Source organism: Croceibacterium xixiisoli (assembly GCF_009827305.1).
Lineage (GTDB): Bacteria > Pseudomonadota > Alphaproteobacteria > Sphingomonadales > Sphingomonadaceae > Croceibacterium_C > Croceibacterium_C xixiisoli.
The window spans coordinates 462,248-484,698 of the sequence record NZ_WTYJ01000002.1; the positions used below are offsets into that span (position 1 = coordinate 462,248).

19 protein-coding genes are annotated in these 22,451 nt (G+C 65.5%); 16 read left to right on the forward strand and 3 right to left on the reverse strand.

The annotated features are described in order from the left end of the window. The first annotated feature begins 9 nt into the window (after window positions 1-9). From GRI97_RS11285 to GRI97_RS11315, 7 genes are all read left to right on the forward strand, one after another. Window positions 10-2,442, forward strand: coding sequence for a PAS domain-containing protein (locus GRI97_RS11285; RefSeq protein ID WP_161391281.1), 2,433 nt, complete (start codon window positions 10-12; stop codon window positions 2,440-2,442). 86 nt (window positions 2,443-2,528) lie between these two features. Continuing rightward, the gene (locus tag GRI97_RS11290) at window positions 2,529-3,347 is read left to right on the forward strand and encodes an alpha/beta fold hydrolase (RefSeq protein ID WP_161391282.1); all 819 of its coding nucleotides are present in this window, start codon (window positions 2,529-2,531) and stop codon (window positions 3,345-3,347) included. Between the two features lie 94 nt (window positions 3,348-3,441). Then, a complete protein-coding gene (locus tag GRI97_RS11295) occupies window positions 3,442-4,011 on the forward strand; it encodes an RNA polymerase sigma factor (protein WP_161391283.1) in 570 nt (189 codons plus the stop codon). A 65-nt stretch (window positions 4,012-4,076) separates the two neighbouring features. Continuing rightward, on the forward strand, window positions 4,077-4,997 hold the full coding sequence (locus GRI97_RS11300; protein ID WP_161391284.1) for a FecR family protein: 921 nt from the start codon (window positions 4,077-4,079) through the stop codon (window positions 4,995-4,997). 123 nt (window positions 4,998-5,120) lie between these two features. Beyond that, complete coding sequence (locus tag GRI97_RS11305; protein WP_161391285.1) at window positions 5,121-8,501, forward strand: TonB-dependent receptor domain-containing protein; 3,381 nt, start codon at window positions 5,121-5,123, stop codon at window positions 8,499-8,501. Window positions 8,502-8,529: 28 nt separating this feature from the next. After that, on the forward strand, window positions 8,530-9,129 hold the full coding sequence (locus tag GRI97_RS11310) for a biliverdin-producing heme oxygenase (protein ID WP_161391286.1): 600 nt from the start codon (window positions 8,530-8,532) through the stop codon (window positions 9,127-9,129). A gap of 9 nt (window positions 9,130-9,138) precedes the next feature. Then, entirely contained in the window at window positions 9,139-9,846 is a 708-nt protein-coding gene (locus tag GRI97_RS11315) for an energy transducer TonB family protein (protein ID WP_161391287.1), read from the forward strand. Between the two features lie 74 nt (window positions 9,847-9,920). Here the strand turns inward: GRI97_RS11315 and GRI97_RS11320 are convergent, their stop codons facing one another. Further along, window positions 9,921-11,693: a phospholipase D family protein gene (locus GRI97_RS11320; protein ID WP_235917768.1), complete on the reverse strand. Its 1,773-nt coding sequence runs from the start codon at window positions 11,691-11,693 to the stop codon at window positions 9,921-9,923. Between the two features lie 443 nt (window positions 11,694-12,136). On the opposite strand from GRI97_RS11320, the gene GRI97_RS11325 reads away from it, so the two are divergent. From GRI97_RS11325 to GRI97_RS11340, 4 genes are all read left to right on the forward strand, one after another. After that, window positions 12,137-12,673, forward strand: coding sequence for a hypothetical protein (locus GRI97_RS11325; RefSeq protein WP_161391288.1), 537 nt, complete (start codon window positions 12,137-12,139; stop codon window positions 12,671-12,673). 21 nt (window positions 12,674-12,694) lie between these two features. Further along, on the forward strand, window positions 12,695-13,117 hold the full coding sequence (locus GRI97_RS11330; RefSeq protein ID WP_161391289.1) for a hypothetical protein: 423 nt from the start codon (window positions 12,695-12,697) through the stop codon (window positions 13,115-13,117). A 38-nt stretch (window positions 13,118-13,155) separates the two neighbouring features. Next, entirely contained in the window at window positions 13,156-13,596 is a 441-nt protein-coding gene (locus GRI97_RS11335; RefSeq protein ID WP_235917769.1) for a hypothetical protein, read from the forward strand. A gap of 91 nt (window positions 13,597-13,687) precedes the next feature. After that, entirely contained in the window at window positions 13,688-14,260 is a 573-nt protein-coding gene (locus GRI97_RS11340) for an NADPH-dependent FMN reductase (RefSeq protein WP_161391291.1), read from the forward strand. On the opposite strand, the gene GRI97_RS11345 is transcribed toward GRI97_RS11340, so the two are convergent. Further along, window positions 14,261-14,935: an isochorismatase family protein gene (locus tag GRI97_RS11345; protein ID WP_161391292.1), complete on the reverse strand. Its 675-nt coding sequence runs from the start codon at window positions 14,933-14,935 to the stop codon at window positions 14,261-14,263. It lies immediately after the preceding gene. Window positions 14,936-15,126: 191 nt separating this feature from the next. Further along, a complete protein-coding gene (locus GRI97_RS11350) occupies window positions 15,127-16,428 on the reverse strand; it encodes an isochorismate synthase (protein WP_235917770.1) in 1,302 nt (433 codons plus the stop codon). Between the two features lie 284 nt (window positions 16,429-16,712). Here GRI97_RS11350 and GRI97_RS11355 point away from each other — a divergent pair, with 284 nt between their 5' ends. The 5 genes from GRI97_RS11355 (at window position 16,713) to GRI97_RS18825 (ending at window position 22,393) form a co-directional block, all read left to right on the forward strand. Then, window positions 16,713-17,417 carry a response regulator transcription factor gene (locus GRI97_RS11355; RefSeq protein WP_328598539.1) on the forward strand — a complete coding sequence of 235 codons (705 nt, stop codon included), beginning with the start codon at window positions 16,713-16,715 and terminating at the stop codon, window positions 17,415-17,417. Window positions 17,418-17,592: 175 nt separating this feature from the next. Continuing rightward, window positions 17,593-18,981 (forward strand): sensor histidine kinase, encoded by a 1,389-nt coding sequence (locus tag GRI97_RS11360; RefSeq protein ID WP_161391294.1) that lies wholly within the window; start codon window positions 17,593-17,595, stop codon window positions 18,979-18,981. A 62-nt stretch (window positions 18,982-19,043) separates the two neighbouring features. After that, the gene (locus tag GRI97_RS11365) at window positions 19,044-19,445 is read left to right on the forward strand and encodes a hypothetical protein (protein ID WP_161391295.1); all 402 of its coding nucleotides are present in this window, start codon (window positions 19,044-19,046) and stop codon (window positions 19,443-19,445) included. 99 nt (window positions 19,446-19,544) lie between these two features. Beyond that, complete coding sequence (locus GRI97_RS11370; protein WP_161391296.1) at window positions 19,545-21,368, forward strand: copper resistance system multicopper oxidase; 1,824 nt, start codon at window positions 19,545-19,547, stop codon at window positions 21,366-21,368. Beyond that, window positions 21,365-22,393 (forward strand): copper resistance protein B, encoded by a 1,029-nt coding sequence (locus GRI97_RS18825; protein ID WP_161391297.1) that lies wholly within the window; start codon window positions 21,365-21,367, stop codon window positions 22,391-22,393. Before GRI97_RS11370 ends, GRI97_RS18825 begins: the two co-directional genes overlap by 4 nt. The last annotated feature ends 58 nt before the right edge of the window (window positions 22,394-22,451 follow it).

Genomic DNA, 22,451 nt, shown 5'->3' on the forward strand with positions numbered 1-22,451 from the left:
GAGCATGGCATGGCCGCAGCGGTATCCGACCTGCGCGATATATTCCCCGGCGACAGTGAAATGGCGCGGGAAATGCGCGGGCGTGACTGGGCCGCCACCCCCTTGGGCGATCCGCGCAACTGGCGTGAGGGTCTGAAGATCCCGCTGCGGATGCTTCTGACATCGCGTTTCGAAATGTGGCTGGGCTGGGGGCCCGAGCTCAATTTCTTTTACAATGACGCCTATATTCCGACGCTGGGCATCAAGCACCCGGTAATGCTGGGCCGACCATTGCAGGAAGTGTGGTCGGAGGTTTACGCAGATGTCGCCGATCAGGTGGCACGGGTCCGCAACGGCGAAGCGACCTGGAACAAGGCCCTCTTGTTGTTGCTGGAACGCAGCGGGTTTCCGGAAGAAACCTATCACAGCTTCTCCTACAGTCCGTTGCAGGACGCCGATGGTTCTGTGGGCGGGCTGCTTTGCATCGTCACCGAAGAAACCGAACGCGTCATCAGCGAACGCCACCTCGACACGCTGCGCCGGCTCGGCCTGGCGCTGGCGGGGAAAACGGATGAGGCGGCGGTTATCCAGGCAGTGCAATCCGTGCTGGGGCTGGATCGCCGTGATTTTCCCTTCGCGCTGATGCAACTGGCGGACGGAAAGGGGGCGATCAGCTTCCACCCTGACAGTGATGGCCTGCGGTCACTGGAATGGGATCATCCGGCCGATGGTCGGGTCTTCCCGCTGAATGCGAAAACGGATTGGCCTGCGGGCCCGTGGGCGATTGCGCCGCGAGATGCGATGATCGTTCCCATCCCCGGCGCTCCTGACCAGCCAGCGATGGGATCGCTGATCCTGGGCCTCAATCCCTATCGTATGGGAGATGGCAAGATCGGCGATTTCGCCACGCTGCTGGCAACGCAGATCGGCGGGGCCCTGGCCAACACCGCCACGCTTGACCGGGAAAGGCAACGCGCCGATCGGGTCTGGTCGCATGCGCGCGATCTGATGGTGGTCGTGGGGACGGATGGCATATTCCAGTCCGTCAGCCCGGCATGGACCCGGATCCTGGGGCATGATGTCGCCGATGTGATCGGGCGGCATTTCGATGATTTCGTGCTGCCGGATGACAGTTCATCCACCGCACAGGCCCTGGATGAGGCGATCCATGAGGGCGATCTGACCGGTTACGAAAACCGTTTCCGCACGGCGGACGGTGGATGTCGCTGGATTTCCTGGCACACATCCATGGAGGATGGCCTGGCCTATGGTTATGGCCGTGACATCACCGAACAGAAGCGCGGCCTGGAACAACTGGCGCTGGCTGAAGACGCGCTGAGACAATCGCAGAAGATGGAGGCGATCGGTCAGCTGACCGGCGGTGTGGCGCATGATTTCAACAATATACTCATGGCTGTTCACAGCGGGCTGGAACTGATCCGCAAGCGGATCGAGTCCGATCCACAAGTTGAACGGCTGATCGCGAACGGATTGAAAGCGACCGAACGGGGTGCCGCCCTGACCCAGCGGATGCTTGCCTTTGCGCGGCAGCAGGAACTGCAGACCGAAGATGTCGATTTGCGTCAGCTGGTGCTGGGGCTGATGGATCTGCTGCAAAGCTCGCTCGGCCCGGCATTCGATATCCGCACCCGCTTTCCGCCCGGCCTGCCCTGCGTGCATGCCGATACCAATCAGCTGGAAATGGCGCTGCTGAACCTGGTTGTGAATGCCCGCGATGCCATGCCCGAAGGTGGCACGATTGACATTTGTGCCGATCTGCGTGAACTGGCTGCCGGCGATGTTCCTGATCTGGGGGCGGGCCCTTTCGTGCAATTGACCGTGGCCGATCGGGGGCGGGGCATGGACCATGCGACGCTGGCCCGCGCGGCCGACCCATTCTTCACCACCAAGGGGGTGGGCAAGGGGACCGGGCTGGGCCTGTCGATGGTGCATGGGTTTGCCCGGCAATTGGGCGGCGCGCTGCAGCTGGAAAGCACTCTGGGGCGTGGCACGCTTGCGCATATCTGGCTGGCGCCGGACAAGGCGCAGAGCCCGGCGCTGGTGCCGGCTGATAGCGAAGCGGAATTGCCGGTGGGCAGCAGGCAGGTGGTGCTGGCGGTGGATGACGATGTCATCATTCTGATGAATACCGCCGCGCTGCTCGAAGATCTGGGGCATGAGGTGCTGGAGGCATCTTCGGGGGCAGAGGCGCTGCAGATCATGCAGGCGCGCCCCGATGTCAGCCTGCTGGTGACCGATCAGGCCATGCCGGGGATGACCGGCAGCCAGCTGATCCAGCATTTGCGCGCCGACCGGCCCGATCTCCCGGTGATCCTGGCCACCGGCTATGGAGAAACGCCGGTGGGCGATGGCCCGCTGGTCCACCGGCTGGGCAAACCGTTCAACCAGGCGGAATTGCAGCGGGCGATAGAGGCCAGCACGCGGGCGGCGGTCGCCGGTTGATCGCTGCCACCCATCAACGGGAACGGCTTTACCGCCGGGATGTTGAGCAGGCACCGACCCCCGCAAATCCCGCAGGAGAAAACCGCATGCCATCCATCACATCGCGCGACGGCACCCATCTGCACGTCAAGGACAATGGTGAGGGGCGCCCCGTCGTGCTGATCCACGGCTGGCCGCTGACCGGCGACATGTTCGAATATCAGTCACTGGCGCTGCTGGAAGCGGGATACCGCGTGATCACCTATGACCGGCGCGGTTTCGGCCAGTCAGAGCATGTCGCCGGCGATTATGATTATGATACCTTCGCCGATGATCTGGCTGCAGTGCTGACCGAACTGGATGTGCAGCAGGCCAGCCTGATCGGCTTTTCCATGGGTGGCGGCGAAATCGCCCGCTATCTTTCCCGCCACGGCGCCGCCCGGGTCGCCAATGTGGTGCTGATCGGTTCTGTCGTGCCCTATGTGCTGAAAACCCACGACAATCCCCATGGCGTCGACGACAGCGTGCTGGAAGACATGAAGGCGCAAATCCGGCAGGATCGCTTCGCCTTCCTCCAGACTTTCGCCAAGCAGTTCTATGGCGTAGGCTGGGTCAGCAAGCCGGTGAGCCAGGGTGTGCTGGACTGGACCTTCCTGCTCGCCTGCATGGCCAGCCCGCGCGCGACGATCGCCTGCGTCGATGCCTTCGGCCGGACAGATTTCCGCCCCGATCTGGCTTCCTTCACCGTGCCCACGCTGATCATCCACGGCACGGATGACAAGACCGTGCCCATCGACGCGACTGCGCGTGCCGCCGCCGCCGGCATCCCCGGCGCGCAGCTGATCGAATATGAAGGCGAAGCACACGGCCTGTTCGCTACCGCGCCGGAGCGGCTGAATGCGGATTTGCTGCGCTTCATCGGGTGATGAGAGGAGGGCGGCTCTGTTGAAGGGCCGCCCGACCGTCAAAGCAGACGCATGAGAAATTTCTTATTGCGACCAATTCGCATGATCACTAACCATGGGGCATGCACTCCGTCCGTCATCCTGCGATCGCTGCTTGAGCGATTCCGGCATCACGCCCTTCGTTCGCGATCATCAGCATGCGCTGGTGGCGAGTGTGGAGCGGCGGGTGCGGTCGCGCAGTGATGCGGAAGATATCGTTCAGGAAGCGTGGATCCGCGCGCTGGCTCAGCTGGCGGAGGCGGAACCGCAGGGCAAGGCGCCGATCCGCAGCCTGAAGGCCTATCTCCACCGGATTGCCGCCAATCTTTCGATCGATCATCTGCGCCGGCGCAAGGTGCGTGCCCATCTGGAAGCGGGCTCCATCGACGCCGCCGCGCTGGAGGTGGCGGGTGATGCGCCGCTGGCCGATGCGCAGCTGCTTGCGGCGGAACAGCAGAAGATCTTCGTCGCTGCATTGCGTCAGCTGCCCGCGCGGGCGCGGCGGGTGCTGGTGTTGAGCCGGGTGGAAGGCTGGACCTATCCGCGCATCGCGGCCGAACTGAACATATCGGTACGCACAGTGTCCAACGATCTCGAACGCGCGATCGGGCAGTGCCTGATCCTGTTGGCCGGATATGAATCATGAATGCGGTTGCAGCTTTGGCCCCCTCCATGCGTCTTGGTCGGAAGACGCCTGCGCAAGGGGATGGGATGACCGCGCCGCAACAGCTTTCCGATATCGATCAGGCGGCGCTGTCCTGGTTCGTCGCCAATCGCGGCGATGATGCCGATGCCCCCGGTTTTGCCCGCTGGCAGGCCGCCGATCCGCGCCATGGCGATGCTTATGCAAGGATCGAAAACCTCTGGGGTTCAGCCAGCTTCGCCGGCGCTGCCAAGCGCGCCCGGCCGCGCCATCGCGGGGTTGCTGCGGCCACCACCTTGGGGCTGGCCCTGTGTCTGACGCTGGGGATGGGGGCCGGCTTGCGGCTGACCGGCACCACGCTGGCTTGGCCGGCCGATCACGCCACATGGGTGGGGCAGATCGCCGCCACCACGCTCGCTGATGGCAGCACGGTCACGCTGGACAGCGGATCGGCCATCGATGTGGTGATGACGGACAAGGGCCGCGAAATCCGCGTGCTGCGCGGGCGGGTGTTCGTGGCCGTGGCGCCCGATGACCGGCCGCTCAGGGTGCTAAGCGGCGACGCGGAGATCCGCGATATCGGCACCAGCTTTTCGGTGATGCGCGATGATGCCGGCGAACATGTCGCCGTGGCCGATGGGGTGGTGGACATCGGCACGCCCGCTGCCGGCGCACGGATCGTGCGCGCGGGGCAGGCGGGGGCGCTGGTGGCTGGGCAACTCACGCCGGTGCGGGCGATCAACACGCTGGAAAGCTTCGCCTGGACGCAGCAGCGGCATTATTTCTCCAACCAGCCGGTGGCGGCGGTGGCCGATGAATTGCGCCGGTATCACCGGGGCTGGATCGTGATCGCCAATGATCGGGCCGCGGGCGTGCGAATCAGCGGGGGCCTCAATCTCTCCGACCCGGTGGCCGCGATGGAGGAATTGGCGCGCCTTTCCGGCACCCGGCTGACGCGGGTGAGCGACCGGGTGCTGATCCTGCGCTGACCGGTTTGCATAAAAATCCCGGTCGTTCTTGCAGGATCGCCAGTGGCTTTGCGTCTCCTGTTACGAGACTGACTTGCAATAGCGTTGACGACGGGTCGATGCGGTCGGTCAAAGGGGAAATTCATGATCGCGTCGCGCGTACACCTGGCCGCTGCGTTGCTGGCCGGGACTGCTGGCATCGTCTTGCCTGCCGTTGAGGCCCAGGCGCAGGGTCAGGGCCGCACTGCGGGGCAGACGATCACCATCGCCGCGCAGCCGCTGGATGCAGCGATCCGGCAATTGATGGCGCAGACCGGCGTGGTGGTCAGCTATCCGGCCGATATGTCGGCGGGCAAGCGTTCGGCGGCGGTATCGGGCGTGGCATCCCCCGTGGCCGCGCTCTCGCGCCTGCTGGAAGGCACGGGGCTGAGCTATCGCCAGACCGGCGGCAACAGCTTCACGCTGGAACCGGCGCCGGCTGCGGCGGGAAACGCCGTCCAGCTCGGCACGCTGCGGGTGGAAGGTTCGGGCGATAGCGCCGGCGCGGCCGGCACTGCGGGCGATGGCGACAATGATCGCGCCGCCGCTGCCATCGCGCCCTATCGCACGCCGGGCAGCGTCGCCCATGTCAGCCGCGAACAGATCGATCGCGTGCCGCCCACCTCCACCGGCGATATCTTCCTCAGCACGCCGGGCGTCATATCCGCCGGCAACCGCAATGGCCAGTCGCTCGATCTCAACATTCGCGGCATGCAGGGCATGGGCCGGGTGGCCACGCTGATCGATGGCGCATCGCAGCAGACCAGCATGTATCGCGGTTATGGCGGCACCAGCAGCCGCAGCTTCATCGATCCCGATCTGATCGGCGGGATCGATATCAGCAAGGGGCCGTCGGCCGGGGCCTATGGCGCGGGTTCCATGGGCGGCGTGGTCAATATGCGCACGCTGGTGGCCAGTGATCTGGTGGGGGAAGGCAACAGCTTCGGCGTGCGGGTGAAGGCCGGCATTGCCGACAACAGCCAGGAACCACCGGCCGCGCTGACCCGCACCCAGCGGTTCGAACGCGGCGGGCTCACCACCGACGCACGCAATCTTTCCATCGCCGCCGCCTACCGGGGCGATGTGTTCGAACTGGTCGGGTCCTTCGTGGAACGGCGCAATGGCAATTACACCGCCGGGACGGTGGGCAATGACCGGACCTCGCTGGTCAGCCGCACCGGCGTTGCCACCGAACATCCGATCTCGCTCTATGGCAAGGGTGGGGAGATCTTCAACACCTCGCGCGATACGCAATCCGTGCTGGTGAAGGGCACCGCCCGTTTCGGCAACGGCCATGCGCTGGAACTCGGCTATGTCCGTTATGACAGTGTCCATGGGGAAGAATATCCTGATGGAAACAACCCCTTCAGCCAGTGGTCGTGGATCGAACAGGCAGCGCTCAGCGATGTCGTGTCGAACATCTACACCGCCAAATATCGCTGGAATCCGGCCGGCAATGATCTGATCGATCTGCGGGCCGAAGCCTATATCAGCGATGTGGAAGATTTCTGGGGCGCTTACAATCTGCGCACCGAATCCGTCACCAAGGGTTTCGATCTGTGGAACACCTCGCTCGTCGGCACCGGCATCGGTGAACTGGCGCTGCGTTACGGCGGGCAATATTCGGTTGAAGATGGCTCCACCCGGCAGGATCCGGCACCGATCTGGGGCGACAACATGACCTTCGACGGCGTGCGCAAGCTCGGGCGCGTCTATGCCAATGCCGATCTCGATCTCAACGATTGGGCGCGCCTGTCCGGCGGGCTCAGCTATGAATTCTTCAGCACGCGTGGCGACAACTGGCGCAACACCGAAGAACTCGGGCTCGATGGCAGCCGGCTCAACCCGCGCGCATCCTTCACCCTGACACCCACCGATGGTATCCAGATCTTCGCCAGCTATTCGGAAGGCTGGCGCCCGGCGACCTTGCGCGAAACCCTGCTCGATATGGATACGCTGATCCGGCCCAATCCCTCGCTGCGGCCGGAAAAATCACGCAATATCGAATATGGCATCAATGTGCTGCAGGATGGCGTGCTGGGGAATGATCGGCTGCAGACCAAGCTGGTCTATTTCGACAATCGCTACACCGATTTCATCATGCGCGAATATGGCACCAGCTTCGGGCTGGAAACCAATTACCGGACCTATACCAATATCCCCCAGGTCCATTTCCGCGGGGTGGAGGCATCGCTGGATTACAACATCGGCGGCTGGTTCCTGGAAGGCCAGGTCAATTACTACACCGATGTGCAGTTCTGTGCGCCCACGGGCGAAAACAGCTTCCTGCCCTGCGGGCGTTTCACCAGCGGGGAAGATTACCGGTCCGAAGCCGTGCCGCCGAAATATTCGGGCGCGGTCACGCTGGGCGGGCGCTTCTTCGATGATCGGCTGACGTTGGGCGCGCGCACGGTGTTTGCCGGCAAGCGTGCAGTCGGGCGGCAGGCCGTCTATGGCGGCAGCAGCGTGGCATCGGAATGGAACCCCTATGCGGTGTTCGATCTGTTCGGCAGCCTCGACATCACCGACTATGTGACCGTTAGCGCCAGCGCGGAAAACATCGCCAACCGCTTCTATCTCGATGCGCTCAGCCGTGCGCGCACGCCTTCGCCGGGGCGGCTCGTCCGGCTCAGCGTCACCGGTCGCTTCGGCGGGCCGGATCGCCAGCGGGAACGCGCCGAACTGCCGCATCAATCGCGTCTGGGCGTCTTCGGCAAGGATTGGTCGGGCTTCTATCTCGGCGTGGCTTCGGGTTATGCCGATGCCAGCAGCGATATCAGCGTGGTCACCATGGCGGGTGCCGCGACCCAGGAAAGCAAGAGCTTCGACGACAGCGGCCTCTCCCACGTCCTGCTCGCTGGCTACAATTGGCAGAGCGCAAGTGGCCTGGTGTTGGGTGTGGAGGGCGATTTTGGCCTCAACACGTCGAAAGGCAGCACCAATCTGATCTCCTCCGAAACCACGAGCCTGGCCAATTACAAGAGCGTGGAGGCGGTCTATCGCAGTCAGAATGACTGGCATGGCAGCTTGCGTGGCCGGATTGGGCAGGGCTTTGGCCGCGTGCTGCTCTATGCCACCGGCGGTCTCGCCATCCGGCGCGACGATCTGCAGCGCGATCAATTTATCGGCAGCTCCGCCTCTCCCACGCCCACCCGCACCGCGTTCCGGTTCAGCGAGAATGACAGCCGCACCCATCTGGGCTGGGTCGCCGGGCTGGGCGGGCAATTCGCCATCAGCGATCGCTGGTCGGTGCGCGGTGAATATCTGCGCAGCGATTTCGGCAGCAAGGATTACAGCTTTGCCGATGCGCGCAAGGGGGCGATCATGGATCACGTCCTGCGGCAGAATGTGCTCGATCCGGAAACCGGCCAATACCAGCTGGTCGAAACCCAGGTCACCGGATCGGCCTCGGTGGTCGAAGGGCGCGTGGCCAGCCGCGAGACCGTAACCCAGGCCATCCGTATCGGCTTTGCCTATCGCTTCTGATGAATACCCTCCTGAGAGAGTTTGTCCCATGAATACCAGTGTTTCGGAAACCCGGTCAGACAGCCGCGCCGCACGGCTGAAGGTTCTGACCCACGACACCCATGATCGGCTCGACACATCGATCATGGCCGCCGCCGCCTTTGACAGCGTGGAAGGCTATGCCCGCTTTGCGGAGGTGCAATATCTGTTCCACCGCGATCTTGACGCGCTCTATGATGATGCGGGGCTGCAGGCGCTTCTGCCCGGACTGGCGGATCGTCGCCGGTCCGGGCTGATCGCCGCGGATCTGCGCGATCTTGGGCGCGGTTTGCCCGAAACCGATGATGTCCCGGCCTTCACGGCCGGGGCGGTGGATGGGCCGACTGCGCTCGGCTGGCTCTATGTTGCCGAAGGGTCGAACATGGGGGCGGCCCTGCTGCGCAAGGCGGTGGCGAAGATCGGCCTGTCGGACGATTACGGTGCCCGCCATCTGGCCCCGGCGGAGGAAGGGCCGGCAGCCCATTGGCGGGCCTTTACCGCGGCGCTCAATGCGGTGTCCCTGACGGATGAGGAAGATGCGCGCGTCATCTCCGGGGCGAATGCCGCCTTTGCGCGGGTGCAGGCGCTGGCCGATGCCCGGCTGGGCTGAGCCGCCTGCATGACCACCGCCGCCCTGCGTTACAGCGACCGGCCGACCGGCTGGCGCACCCGCGCCACCGGTGCGGGCGGCACTGTCGGGCTGTTCATGCTGCTGGCGGCGGTCATGCTGGTGACCTGGCGCATCGTGCAGCCGATGGCGGCGCCCGTTGCCATGATTGCCATCAATCTCGACCGGGAGGAGGCCCCGCCCGAACCCATGCGGGAGGTGCCCGAAGGGCCGCATCAGGTGGAACAGCAGGAACGCCAGATCGTGGAGCCGGAGCGGCGCGATCCGCTGCCGGACATCGTCCTGCCGCGCCTTTCCCCGGTGACGCAGCCGGTAAATCCGCCCGTGCCGCCCGTGGCGCCGGCCGATCCCGTGCCGGAAACGACCGCCCCCCGATCCACCCCCGCGCCGCCCGCGCGGCAAGTGTCCAGCGCCCAGGATGCGAGCTGGGAGGCGCTGGTGATGGCGCAGCTGGAACGCCATCGCCGCTATCCGGCGGCGGCGCGGGCGCGGCGGTTGCAGGGTGTGGCCCATGTCACCTTCCGCATGAACCGGGCGGGGCGGGTGTTGGCCAGCCGGGTCAGCCGCTCCGCCGGGGCGGCGATGCTCGATCGCGCCGCGCTGGACACGCTGCAGCGCGCGCAACCCCTGCCGGCGATTCCGGACGACCGACCCGATGAGATCGAGCTGACCGTGCAGGTGGAATTCTTCACCGGCTGAGCGGCCGCCAGCCCACGCCCTGCCTGCGCATCCGTGCGCCCTACCTGCGCGTATCGGGTCTGAGCGTCGAAAGGCTAGAGCAGCCACTCGATCGGCATATGCGACAGCAGGCGGATGCCGCTGCGCTGGAACAGGCTCATGCCCGGTTCGGTTGTATGGACCACCTGCCGGCCATCGGGGCAGCGTTCGATCCAGTTGAGCCGGCCGTCATCGGCCAGCACCACTTCATAGGCGCGCTGGGGTGTTTCGGTTTCAAAGCTGTGAGCGGCCTTGCGGGCCAGGGCAGGGCTTTCGATCAGGAAGCCGAGTTCAGTGTTCAGATGCATCGATCGCGGATCGAAATTGAACGATCCGATGAACAGCCGTTCCTCGTCCACGATGAAGACCTTGGCATGCAGCGTGGTCGCGCTGGAACGCAGCACCTGGCCGCGTGGGTTGGGGCCACCGCTGCCGCCTATCCCGCCGCTGCCGATAATGCCCCGCCGCCGCAGCCCGCCGCCGCCCGGGCCGGTGCCGATCAGCCGGCGGCGCGGATGGTGGCGGCGGTGGCGATGGCGGAACCGGCGGCGACGCCATTTTTCCCGAAAACCGCTGATGGCCGTTTCTTCGGGCGGAACAGTGCCCGCCTCAGCCTCCGCATGCTCGTTCGGGGCCAGATCCTGATCCGGCCCGCGCATTTCGAACAGGCGGATGCCGGCGCGCAGCATGGCCTTGCGCCGTTCGGCATAGCCGGCATGCACCACCCAGACATCGGTCGCTTCGAAGGCATTGGTGAAGATCGCCACATCCACGCCGCTGGCCGCCTGTTCGGCAAAGCTGCGGGCGCCATCGGCCGTGGGCACGAAATAGCCCGACACCAGCCGCAGCACCCGGCGCGGTTCGCCGATTGCGGCCAGCAGCGCGGTGGTGAGCATGCCGTCGCGCCCGGCCTTGCCCACGCCCTTGGCCGGATTGTCGCTGATCAGCCGCACGGCCGCCCAGTCGAATTGCAGCTGCCCACCCAGCATCTGCGCGATGAAGGGCTCGTCGGCGATGGCCTGGATATAGCGCTTGGCCGCCGGCGTCTGTTCCAGCTGCCGGGCATGGTCCATCAGCGCGGGCAGATCCTCCGCCGGCACAGGCGGCAAAATCCGGTCGGAAGGATAGGCGCTCTCGCTGTCCCAATAGCGATCGAAATCGCGGGCCGTGTCTTCCACCACAGGGCCGATCGCGAGCACATCGAGATCGGAAAACTGCCCGTCATCGCGGGCATCGTAATATTCGTCGCCAATATTGCGCCCGCCCACGATCGCGGCCTGGCCATCGGCGATGAAGCATTTGTTGTGCATCCGGCGGTTGAGGCGGAAGAAATCGGCCAGATAGCCGAGCATCTTGGGCCGCCGCAGCACGAAGGGGTTGAACAGCCGGATTTCGATTTCGGGATGATGGTCGAGCGCGGCCAGCAGCGTATCGAGCCCGGCGATGCCGTTGTCATCCAGCAGCAGGCGCACCCGCACCCCGCGATCGGCCGCCTGCCGCATGGCTTCGAGCATCAGCGTGCCGCACAGATCATTGTGCCAGATGTAATATTGCACATCCAGGCTGCGCACCGCCGCCCGCGCCAGCAGGATGCGCGCGGCAAAGGCATCGCGCCCGTTTTCCAGCAGATGCACGCCCGAACAATGATCGGGCTGGCCCTGCCGCGCCCGCGTCACCGACTGGCCCAGCGGGGTATCAACGGTGTCGGTGAAGTGCCGGCTGTGCGGGCGCGGTTCGAGCGGGGGCAGAGGGTGCGACACGCGGATCACCAGCCCGGCCAGCGCCAGCAGCAGAACCAGGCCGATAATGATCTGCAGTGCCAGCATCATGCCGTTCGGTAGCCGATAGCCCGCCGCTTTGCGATCCTGCCGCTGATCATTGCCGTGTGATGCCCCCCGCGTGTTGTCCTGTCAGCGCCTGAATGGAGCAGTGGTTCCATGTCTGGGCCCAGCCCGCGATACAACATTTCGGCAGTTGGCACGTCTGCGGCCAGAAAAAACCCCGCCGAAGCGGGGTGGAGTGAGGGAGGGAAGTCGCACCAACTGCCGGGGCTGGAACATGGCGGCCGGTGCCCGGATGCTGTGGCAGGGTGGCGGGCGCTGCGCTTTGATGCGGGTCAAAACCGGCCATGGCGTGGTTATACCCGGTTATCTGTCGGTCCCAGGGCGGTCCGTTGCGGCGGCGGGACGGGGCGAGGTGGGTATGCCCGCCCAACAGTTGAGTTGGCGCGATGGGCCGGGTAGCGTGACGAATGCGATTGATCTGCCGTCCCTTGCTTGCTGCTGCCGGTCTGGCGGCTGGCGCATTGGCCAGCACCCCCGCGCAGGCGCAGAAGGCTGGCAAGGCGTCGAAAGATCCCCCGGTCCTGACGGTGGAGGTTCCTGCGCCCGCACGGGCCGACCTGCCGCATCCGCCGATGCCCGTGCCGCCCCGCGAACGGTCCGAAGTGGTGGTTGCTCCGCCGCCGGCTTCTGGCGGGTTGACCGGGCGGGCGGCGGTGGAACGGGTTGTCGGCAACACGCTGATCGGCGCGCCCGATGGCAAGACCGATCCCGAAGACACGGTGATATTCCATTTCGCGGAAGGCGGCCGGGCGGCGGCACGGGCGCAATCCGGGGCGGACAAGCCGCGCCGGGGCAATTGGCAGATCGGCGAAAACGGTCAGCTGTGCGCCAATCTGGCCGGGGATAAAGACCCGACGCTCCAATGCCTCGATCTGGTGGTCAATGGCGATCACGCCGATTTGCTGGAGGACGGCGAACGGTTGATCACGCTGAAGATCCTGCCCGGCAATCCCTATAAATTGTAACATGTTGCGATTGGAAAACTGATGAAGATGACCCTGCTCGCGATCGCCGGCCTGATGCTGACCGCCCTGCCAGCCCAGGCGCAGGATGCCGCCGCTCCCGTGAGTGGCCCGGTGAGTGGCAGGGCAGCGATCGATCTGGTGATCGGCAATTCGCTGGTCGGCACCGTGGAGGGCCAGGCCGAATCCGATCCTGGCGTGGTATTCTATCTGAACGCCGACGGGACGGCCAAGGCGCGTTCGACCACGGGCGATGGCGAGACCCGCCCCGGTCAATGGTCCGTGGGTGAGGGCGATACGCTGTGCATAGTCGATCCGGGCGACAAGCCCGACAGCAATGATTGCATGGGCGTGACCGTGATCGGCGATCAGGTCGAACTGGCCCAGGGCACGGAAAAATTCGGGCTCAATCTGAAGCTGATGCCCGGCAATCCCTACGAACTGTGATGGCCTCGCAGCCGATTGGGACCGGGATCGCGGCAGGCGTGGCGTCGTTGTTGATAGCCCTGCTGCCAACCGGCGCACAGGGTGCGGTTGATCCGCCTGGGGAGATCGTCATTGCTCCGCCTGCCGAGGCGCCACCGCTGCGGATTGTGGGCGGGGAAGCGATCGACCGGCTGATCGGCAACACGCTGGTGGCCACCCAGACCAATCTGGGTTCCGATCAACCGCCGGCCCTGCTGTATCTGCGGCCGGATGGCACGGCGGTCGGGCGTGAAGGCCGACAGGGCGCCAAGGCTGAACAGGCCAAATGGTGGATCGAGGACGAGACACTGCTGTGCATCCTTCCGCCGGGAGGGAAGCGGACGAGAAACGACTGCGTCGGCATCGTGATCGAAGGCGATCGAATCCAGCTGCTGGAAAATGGCCGCCCGCTGGAACAGTTGGACATGCGCCTTGAACCGGGCAATCCCTACGAACTCTAGCTTGCCCCGTCTTGTTGCAGAGTCATATTGTCGGAACGATCTGCGATGATGATGGGTAGTCATCCCATTCCCGCCAGACACAAGGAAGCCTATGTCGCGCCCCACACTGATTGCCCTTTCCGGCAGCATTCGTTCGCAATCGTTCAGCACGGCCATTCTGCATACGCTGGCTGAAAAGCTGGCCGACCGGATCGATATCCGCGTGCTGACGCTGGAAAATGTGCCTCTCTACAATCAGGATCTCGACACCGATGAAGCGCCGGCCGGCGTTGCCGAGCTGCGCCAGGCGATCAAGGACGCGGATGGGGTGATCATCGCTTCGCCCGAATACAATCACGGGATTTCGGGCGTGCTGAAGAATGCGCTGGACTGGGCATCGCGGCCGATGGGCAAGGCGGCGCTGGCGGGCAAGACCGCCTTTACGCTCAGTTCATCCCCCGGTGGCGTGGGCGGTGCGCGGGCGCATGCGCAATTGAACGAAACCCTGGCCGCCATCGGCGTGCGCCAGGTGCTGCATCCGCAGGCGGTGATCCCCGCCGTGCATGAGAAGATCGCCGAGGGTCGGCTGACCGATCAGCGGATCCTCAATTTCCTGGTCGATGGGGTGGACGCTCTGCTCAAGGATATCGAGAAGCCGGGTTCGGCCGATACGCAGGAAGACTGATTATTTCGGCTCTGGCGGCGCTTTATCCAGCGCCGCCAGCGTCTGCCGCGTGGAGAGCACCACGCCGCTGCAATCGGCCACCTGATCCAGCGCGGCATCATGCCAGGCCCGCGAAAAATCGGCCAGCGCGTCGGCCACGAAGAAGGGTTCGATGTCGCGCTGAAACGCTTCGCCGGCGGTCAGCATGCAGCCGATATGGGCATAGACCCCGCAGATGATCAGCTGATCGCGCCCGCGTGCGCGCATCAGCGTTTCCAGATTGCTGCGCTGAAACGCGCTGTAGCGATGCTTGGTCAGCACGAAATCGCCGGACTCCGGCGCCAGCGGCTCGATGATCGGCTGATGTTCGGCGATATGGCGCATGCCCGGGCCCCAGAGATCGGCCTGCAGGCCGCGATCGCGCCGATCCTGATCGCCATTCTGCGCGGTGTAGAACACCGGCACCCCGGCCGCGCGGGCGCCGGCGATCAGCTGCGCGATGGCGGCAGTGGCCGGCGCGATCGGCGCCGACTGCGGCACGAAAGCATCCACGAAATAGGCCTGCATGTCATGCACCAGCAGCGCCGCACGGACCGGATCCAGCTGCCAGTCTGCACGCGAGGGCGGCAGATCCGCCTCTGCCGGCAGATCATAGGTGGCGATGGATGGCAGGCGGCGCGGCGGGGGCGTGGTCATGGTGATGCTCTTGGGGTGGGGAGGACGGAAAGGGAAGGGGGCGGTGTTGGCGCGTGGCCCTCGACGGGCTCGGGCTGAGCGGGGGGTGGTGAGTGGGGTGAGAGGAGGGCGGGCGTAGAGCACATTGGGCGCTTTTCCCACATCCGCTCGTGCTGAGCTTGTCGAAGCACAGCCACAACGCCTGCGCCCCCTCAATCGATCGGGCGGCCGGTTTCGTCCACTCCCAGGGCGCGCAGCACGGCCTGCAGCTTGGCGGAGGTTTCCTCTGCTTCCGCCACCGGATCGGATCCTTCGACGATGCCGGCCCCGGCATAGACGCGCGCGGTCTGACCGTGGATTTCGGCGCAGCGGAGCGAGACGTAGAATGCGCCGTCGCCGCTGGCGTCGGTCCAGCCGACGGCCCCGGCGTAGAAGCCACGATCATAGCCTTCCAGTTCGCCGATCAGCTTGACCGCTGTATCGCGCGGGGTGCCGCCGACGGCGGGGGTGGGGTGGAGCACGGCGGCAAGTTCGGCAGCATTGGTATCGTCCGGATGGCGCAGCGTGCCCGCGATCCTTGTGCCGAGATGCCACATGGTTTCCGTTGAAACGAGTTCCGGCTCCCTGGGGGCGGACAGCGTGGAGCAGAAGGGGGCGAGCCCGTCCAGAATGGCTTCCACCACCCAGCCATGTTCGCGGTGATCCTTGCGCGAATGCAGCAGCGCATCGGCGGCGGCGTGGTCCGCGCGGGGATCGGCGCTGCGGCGCGATGATCCGGCCAGCGGGTGGGACAGGATCTGGGCGCCCTGTTTGTGCAGCAGCAGTTCGGGCGTGGCGCCGACCAGATGGCGGATATCGGCATCGGTCTGCGGATGGGCCTGGCTTTTCAGTGTGGGGGTGATGAAGCGCACCGCGCCCGGATCGCCGGTGAGCCGCACGGACAGGGCCAGCGGATCGATCGGCTGGTCGGCGGCCAGCAGCAGGCTGCGCGACAGGACCAGCTTGGTCATGACACTTTCGCCGGGGGCGGCGGTTTCCCGCGCCTGGGCGAGGGTGGCCAGGGCTTTGGTGACGGCAGCCTGATAGCCATTGCGGTCGGGTTCGCCGCGCACGCGCCAGTGGCGATCATCCGCGCGCCATTGCCCGGCGACATTCCATGGCGTGGCCGACAGCGATTGCGGCTGGAAAAACAGATCATCGGCCGTGCGATCGAAGGGCAAGGCGCCGACCAGCACCTGCGGCGCCTGGCTGTCCGCAGGCAGGGCGGCGAAGAAGGCGCGCACCCGATCTCCCAGCGTGGCGGCCGGGCCGGCGGTCAGGCGCCGCTGCAATCCGGTGGCGAACAGCCGGCGTTCCACAGCCGAAAGGGCGAAGACCCAGGGCAGGGCAGCGTCTGCCGTCGGCGTTGCAGGCACAGGGAGGGGATCGCTCACCACGTCGATGCTGCCGGAGGCAAAGCCATGGGCATCAAGGCTGTTGGCATTCGCTTCGCCTGAGGCATAGTCTCTCATCATCATCTTCACCGGAAGGTCCCGATCCTGCCTGCAACCATGCCAGCCCATTCCCCGCCGAGGGCGCCCCGCTGGGCGGAGCTGTTCCGGAAATCGGAACCGGCAGGGGAAGCAGGCGCTTGCATTGGCCGTCCTTTTTACTATCGACCGTCCGATCGATGAGAATGGTTCGCATTCTTAACTTGCTAAGGTCATTAGACCGGGAAACATTCGCGCAAGATGACGAGAACATTAAATCGCCGGTGGATGGGCCTTATGCCGCGCGGATATGACCCCGGCATGGGACAGTGGCCCGTGCAGGAGGCATTCCGGTGAAGGCGCTGGTCGTTGAAGACGATGAAAAGACCCGCAGCTTCATCGTGCGCGGGCTGCGCCAGGCGGGGCATGTGGTGGATGAGGCGGCCAGCGGCGATGCCGGGCTCGATCTGGCGCTGGACGGCACCTATGACGTGCTGATTCTCGACCGCATGCTGCCGGCCATGGCCGGGCTGGATATTCTGCGCGCCGTGCGCGAAGCCGGCGTGGCATCGCCCTGCCTGATCCTGACCGCGCTGGGGGCGGTAGAAGATCGGGTCGAAGGGCTGAATGCCGGGGCGGATGATTATCTGGTCAAACCCTTTGCCTTCAGCGAATTGCTCGCCCGCCTGCAGGCGCTCGAACGCCGCCCGCCGCTGGCATCGCGCCAGGCCGATGTGCTGCTGGTGGGCGATCTGGCGGTCGATCCCGGCGCACACCGGGTGACGCGCGCTGGCCAACTGATCGACCTGACATCGCATGAATTCAAGCTGCTGGAATTCCTCGCCCGCCGCACCGGCCAGGTGGTGACGCGGACCATGCTGCTCGAAGCCCTGTGGGGATTCCACTTCGATCCCAAGACCAACATCGTCGACGCGCATATCAGCCGGCTGCGGTCCAAGGTGGACAAGGCGTTCGATACGGAACTGATCCGCACCGTGCGCGGGGTTGGCTATGTGTTGCAGGAGCCGCGCTGATGGCGGGGCGGTGGTGGCTACCCTTCGACAAGCTCAGGGTGAGCGGGGTTGGTGATCGTGTCGACTTGGCAAAGGTGGATGCTCATGCTGGATGCTGCACCACATCCGCTCGTGCTGAGCCTGTCGAAGCACAGCCGCAACGGATTGCGACAGGGCTTGGTCGGCTGATCATCCCATGAACCTGCGCGCCCTCTGGTCCACCGCCAGCCTGCGGTTTGCCTTGCTGTTTGCCGCCCTGTTCGGCCTGGGCGGTGCGGCCATGGTGACGATCGTCGATTTCGGCTTCGTCCGCTTTGCAGAGGCGGAGGTGCGCGAAGGGCTGCAGCATCAGATGGCGATCATGCGTACCGATGTGGCCGGCATGGGCGGCGATCATGTGGTCGAAATGCTCGAATCGCAGGCCCGCAACCGCGATGGCCGGCGCTATCTCTTCCTCGTCATCACCCCCGATGGGCGCACCTTCTCCAACGGTCTTACCCGCGCCGCCGCCAATGCCGAAGGGTTCCGCCGCAACATTGGTGACAAGCCGCGCGCCGCGCGCTGGCCGGACCAGAAACCCAATATGCTGGTGCTCAGCCAGACGGCCAATGACGGGACCTTCCTCGCCATCGGGCGTGACACCCAGCATCTGGAAGAACTGCGCGGCGGCATGCGCAGCTTCGCCTTGTGGAGCGGGCTGGGCCTGATCACCCTGGCGCTGACTGCAGGCCTGGCCATCGGCTGGCTGTTCCTGCGCCGGCTGGAAGGGGTGAACAACACGGTCGAACGGATCATTTCCGGCCACACGGCCGAACGTCTGCCGGCGATCGGCTTCGGCCGCGAATTCGACGATCTGGCCCGCAATCTCAACCGCATGCTTGCCCGGCAGGAAGCGGCGATGGAAGCGCTCAAGACCGTATCCGAAGGGATCGCGCATGATCTGCGCACGCCGCTCGGCCGCCTGCGCAACCGGCTGGAAGATCTCGAACAGGTCGGCGATGATCCCGCCCGGCGCCAGGCGGAAATCGATGCTGCCGTGCTCGATATCACCCGCATCACCGAATTGTTCGAAGCTCTGCTGACCCTGTCCCAGGTCGAAGGCGGCCGGGCAGCGGCGCAGCCGGTGCCGCTCGATGCCGGCGCGCTGGCCGCCTCGCTGGGGGAAATCTATCGTCCGGTGATAGAGGATGCAGGCGGCACGCTGGCGCTGGATGCGTCGGCCGACGCAGGCCTGCGCATAACCGGCGATGCGGCCTTGCTGACGCAGGCTCTGGCCAATCTGCTCGACAATGCGCTCAACCACGCCGGTGCTGCCGGCGCCCCCGCGATCGCCCTGCGGGTGCAGCGGCGGGGTGACGATATTGTGCTCACCGTGGCCGACAATGGCCCCGGCATTCCGGCAGAAGAGCGGGAAAAGGTGCTGCGCCGGTTCTATCGCATGGACCGCAGCCGCACCCGCCCGGGATCCGGCCTGGGCCTGCCGATGGCCGCCGCCGTGGCCCGCTGGCACGGCGGCGATATCGCGCTGGGCGATAGGGATGGGAGCGGGCTGGTGGTGGAACTGATCCTGCCCGCCGCAGAGTAGCGATCCGGCGCGAATGGCAGTTTCCGGCTGCAACCGTGGCGCCGATCCGCTATGATCGCCCTATGGCCACCAAGCCCGCATCCCCACGCCTGCAAAAGCGCCTGCCTGTTCGGCTGGTGCTGATGCTGCTGTGTGCGCTGGGTTTTGCGCTGGTGCCGCTGGCGATGATGCCGATGCCAGCGCATGGCATGCAGCAGGCGAGCATGCCGCATGACGGCGGCGAGATGGCCGATTGTCACGCACAGGCGGGATCACCGGATGCCGGGCAGGGCGAACCGTCCCATCCGCGTTCGGCCATGCAGCAGCTGATCTGCGCGCTGGCCTGCGCGGCGGTGGCGCCTTCGATGGAACTGGCGATCCATGCGCCGGCGCGGCTGGATGCCGTGCCGCATGCGGCGTCCATGCCGGAACTGACCGGCATCACCAGCCTGCCCGAAGCCCGCCCGCCGCGAAGCCGCGCCTGATTTCCCTGCACGGCCCCGGCATGCCTGGGGCAGGTATAATCCGGGCCTGAGTGCCCGCTGATCGGCCGCCTGCACGTGCAGGGGCCGGAGGATCATGTGATGCAAGCGATATTGAACCGCCGCATGCTGTTGAGCGGCGGGGCGGCCGGTCTGGCCAGCCTGGGTCTGGGCCGAATGTTTCCCGCCTGGGCGCAGAGCGGCACCCATGGGCTGGGTCACCATGGCACCCATCAGGTACCCGCCGCCGTGACGGGCACGCTGTCGGGCGAGGATATTCACCTGCGGGTCGGCCATGCGCCGTTCCACACCGGCGGGCGAACCGGCCATGCGGTGGCGATCAACGGCACGGTGCCCGCGCCGCTGATCCGCCTGCGCGAAGGGCAGCAGGTGCGGCTGCATGTGGAAAACACGCTGGATGAAGACACCAGCATTCACTGGCACGGGCTGCTGGTGCCGCATACGATGGATGGCGTGCCGGGCCTGTCCTTCCCCGGGATCCGCGCGCGCAGTTCGTTCACCTATGAATTCCCGGTGATCCAGAGCGGCACCTATTGGTATCACAGCCATTCGGGGATGCAGGAGCAGATGGGCCATTACGGCCCGCTGGTGATCGATCCGGCCGATGCCGAACCGGCGCCTTATGACCGCGAACATGTGATCGTGCTGTCCGACTGGACCTTCATGCATCCGCATATGCTGCTGAACCGGTTGAAGGCGCAGGGCGGATACTACAACCGCCAGCGGCAGACGCTGCTGGGGCAATTGCAGGCGGGCGGCAATCCGGAAGAGGCGATGTCTGCCGCCGATCGCGCCATGTGGGGCGCGATGCGGATGGACCCGACCGACATCAGCGATGTGACGGCGGAAACCTATACCTATCTGATCAACGGCCATGGCCCGGCGGAAAACTGGACCGGGCTGTTCCAGCCGGGCGAGCGGGTGCGGCTGCGCATCATCAATGCGGCGGCGATGACGATCTTCAACATCCGCATTCCGGGGCTGGAGATGAGCGTGGTCGCGGCCGACGGCCTGCCCGTGCACCCGGTGGCGGTGGATGAATTCCAGATCGGCAATGCCGAAACCTATGATGTGATCATCCGCCCCACGGAAGATCGTGCCTACAGCTTCGTGGCGGAAGGGATCGACCGTTCGGGCCTGACCCGAGCCACGCTGGCCCCGCGCATGGGCATGGTGGGTGAAGTTCCTCCGCTGCGTCCGCGCCCAACGCTGACCATGCGCGATATGGGCATGGATCATGGCGGGATGGCCGGAATGGATCACGGCAATATGGATCATGGCTCCATGGATCACGGCTCCATGGATCATGGAGCCGCAACCGACAGCGGCCATTCGATGGCAGGCATGAAAATGCGCGACACATCGCTGCTGCCGGATCATGTCCGCGCCGGACCCGGCGTGGATATGGTGGCGATGAACCCGGTCGATCGCACAGGCGAACCGGGGCTGGGGCTCGACAATGTCGGCCACCGCGTGCTGACCTATCGCGATCTGATGGCGCTGACGCCCAATCCGGATCCGCGCGATCCCACCCGCACGGTGGAGGTGCATCTGACGGGCAATATGGAACGCTTCATGTGGTCCTTCGATGGGGAGAAATACAGCGAAGGGGTGGAGCCGATCCGCTTCGAACGGGACGAGCGGGTGCGGGTGGTGCTGATCAACAACACCATGATGACCCATCCGGTGCATCTGCACGGCCATTTCTTCGAACTGGTGAACGGCCATACCGGCAGCCATCCGCGCAAGCACACGGTCAACGTGCTCCCGGGGGGCAAGGTGACCTTCGACCTGACCGCCGATGCGCCGGGCGATTGGGCATTTCACTGCCATCTGCAATTGCACATGCATGCCGGAATGTTCCGCGTCGTTTCCGTCCGCCCGATGGCAGGAGAAGGCGCATGAGACGGCTGCTCTGCCTTTCGGCGCTGCCGCTGATCGTGCTTGCTCAACCGGCGCTGGGCCAGGCGGGCGATGCCCATGCCGGGCACCGCATGACGCCCCCCGAAGCCGAGGAGGCGACGCCGCAGGATCATTCCGGTCATGCCATGGATCACAGCACCATGGATCATGGTGAGATGGACCACGGCCAGATGGATCATGGCGAGATGGACCATAGCCAGATGGATCACTCCGGCATGGATCATTCCAGCATGGGCCATGCCGCCGCCCCGCCCAATCCGCCGGTGGCCCCGCCGCCGCCCGGCGCCTTTGCCGGGCCGCAATATGCCGCCGATGCCGATTTCGACCCGGCGCAGATGCAGCGCGCGCGCGATGTCCTGCGGCGCGAACATGGCGGCATGGCCATGGGGGTGGTGATGATCGATCGGCTGGAGGCGCAGCTGCGCAAGGGTCGCGAAGGCTACAGCTTCGAAGCCGATGCCTGGTTCGGCGGCGATATCGATCGGCTGTGGATCAAGGCCAATGGGGAGGGCGCCTTTGGCGGCCAGCTGGACAGCGTGGAATTGCAGGCGCTCTGGAGCCATGCGATCGGCCCCTGGTTCAACCTGCAGGCCGGCGCGCGGCAGGATCTGCGATCCGGCCCCGAACGGACCCATGCGGTGGTCGCCATCAATGGCCTGGCGCCCTATTTCTTCGAAGTGGAAGGGGCGCTGTTCCTGTCCACCCAAGGTGAACTGACCGCCCATGCGGAGGCGGAATATGATCAGCGGCTGACCCAGCGGCTGATCCTGCAACCGGCGGTGGGCCTGAAACTTTCAGCCCAGGCAATCCCCGAGCTGGGGCTGGGATCGGGCGTGACCTCGGCCGAGGCGGGGTTGCGTCTGCGTTATGAATTCCAGCGCGAATTCGCCCCCTATGTGGGGGTGCAGTATGAACACAGCTTCGGAGAAACGGCGCGGCTGCGGCGGGCGGCCGGGGATGGCGATCGGGGCTGGTCCTTCCTGATCGGGCTGCGGGCCTGGTTCTGACAATATGGGCGGGGGTGCCGACCATCCCCGCCCATTCAAGCGCGATACATTCGCGCGC

Excerpts from the sequence above, each read along its gene's own strand:
- GRI97_RS11320 (WP_235917768.1), bottom strand. The coding sequence starts at position 11,693 with ATGATGCTGGCACTGCAGATCATTATCGGCCTGGTTCTGCTGCTGGCG.
- GRI97_RS11370 (WP_161391296.1), top strand. The coding sequence starts at position 19,545 with ATGCAAGCGATATTGAACCGCCGCATGCTGTTGAGCGGCGGGGCGGCC.
- GRI97_RS11365 (WP_161391295.1), top strand. The coding sequence starts at position 19,044 with ATGGCCACCAAGCCCGCATCCCCACGCCTGCAAAAGCGCCTGCCTGTT.
- GRI97_RS11285 (WP_161391281.1), top strand. The coding sequence starts at position 10 with ATGGCCGCAGCGGTATCCGACCTGCGCGATATATTCCCCGGCGACAGT.
- GRI97_RS11290 (WP_161391282.1), top strand. The coding sequence starts at position 2,529 with ATGCCATCCATCACATCGCGCGACGGCACCCATCTGCACGTCAAGGAC.
- GRI97_RS18825 (WP_161391297.1), top strand. The coding sequence starts at position 21,365 with ATGAGACGGCTGCTCTGCCTTTCGGCGCTGCCGCTGATCGTGCTTGCT.
- GRI97_RS11345 (WP_161391292.1), bottom strand. The coding sequence starts at position 14,935 with ATGACCACGCCCCCGCCGCGCCGCCTGCCATCCATCGCCACCTATGAT.
- GRI97_RS11315 (WP_161391287.1), top strand. The coding sequence starts at position 9,139 with ATGACCACCGCCGCCCTGCGTTACAGCGACCGGCCGACCGGCTGGCGC.
- GRI97_RS11305 (WP_161391285.1), top strand. The coding sequence starts at position 5,121 with ATGATCGCGTCGCGCGTACACCTGGCCGCTGCGTTGCTGGCCGGGACT.
- GRI97_RS11295 (WP_161391283.1), top strand. The coding sequence starts at position 3,442 with ATGGGGCATGCACTCCGTCCGTCATCCTGCGATCGCTGCTTGAGCGAT.
- GRI97_RS11340 (WP_161391291.1), top strand. The coding sequence starts at position 13,688 with ATGTCGCGCCCCACACTGATTGCCCTTTCCGGCAGCATTCGTTCGCAA.
- GRI97_RS11360 (WP_161391294.1), top strand. The coding sequence starts at position 17,593 with ATGAACCTGCGCGCCCTCTGGTCCACCGCCAGCCTGCGGTTTGCCTTG.
- GRI97_RS11350 (WP_235917770.1), bottom strand. The coding sequence starts at position 16,428 with ATGATGAGAGACTATGCCTCAGGCGAAGCGAATGCCAACAGCCTTGAT.
- GRI97_RS11310 (WP_161391286.1), top strand. The coding sequence starts at position 8,530 with ATGAATACCAGTGTTTCGGAAACCCGGTCAGACAGCCGCGCCGCACGG.
- GRI97_RS11300 (WP_161391284.1), top strand. The coding sequence starts at position 4,077 with ATGACCGCGCCGCAACAGCTTTCCGATATCGATCAGGCGGCGCTGTCC.
- GRI97_RS11330 (WP_161391289.1), top strand. The coding sequence starts at position 12,695 with ATGAAGATGACCCTGCTCGCGATCGCCGGCCTGATGCTGACCGCCCTG.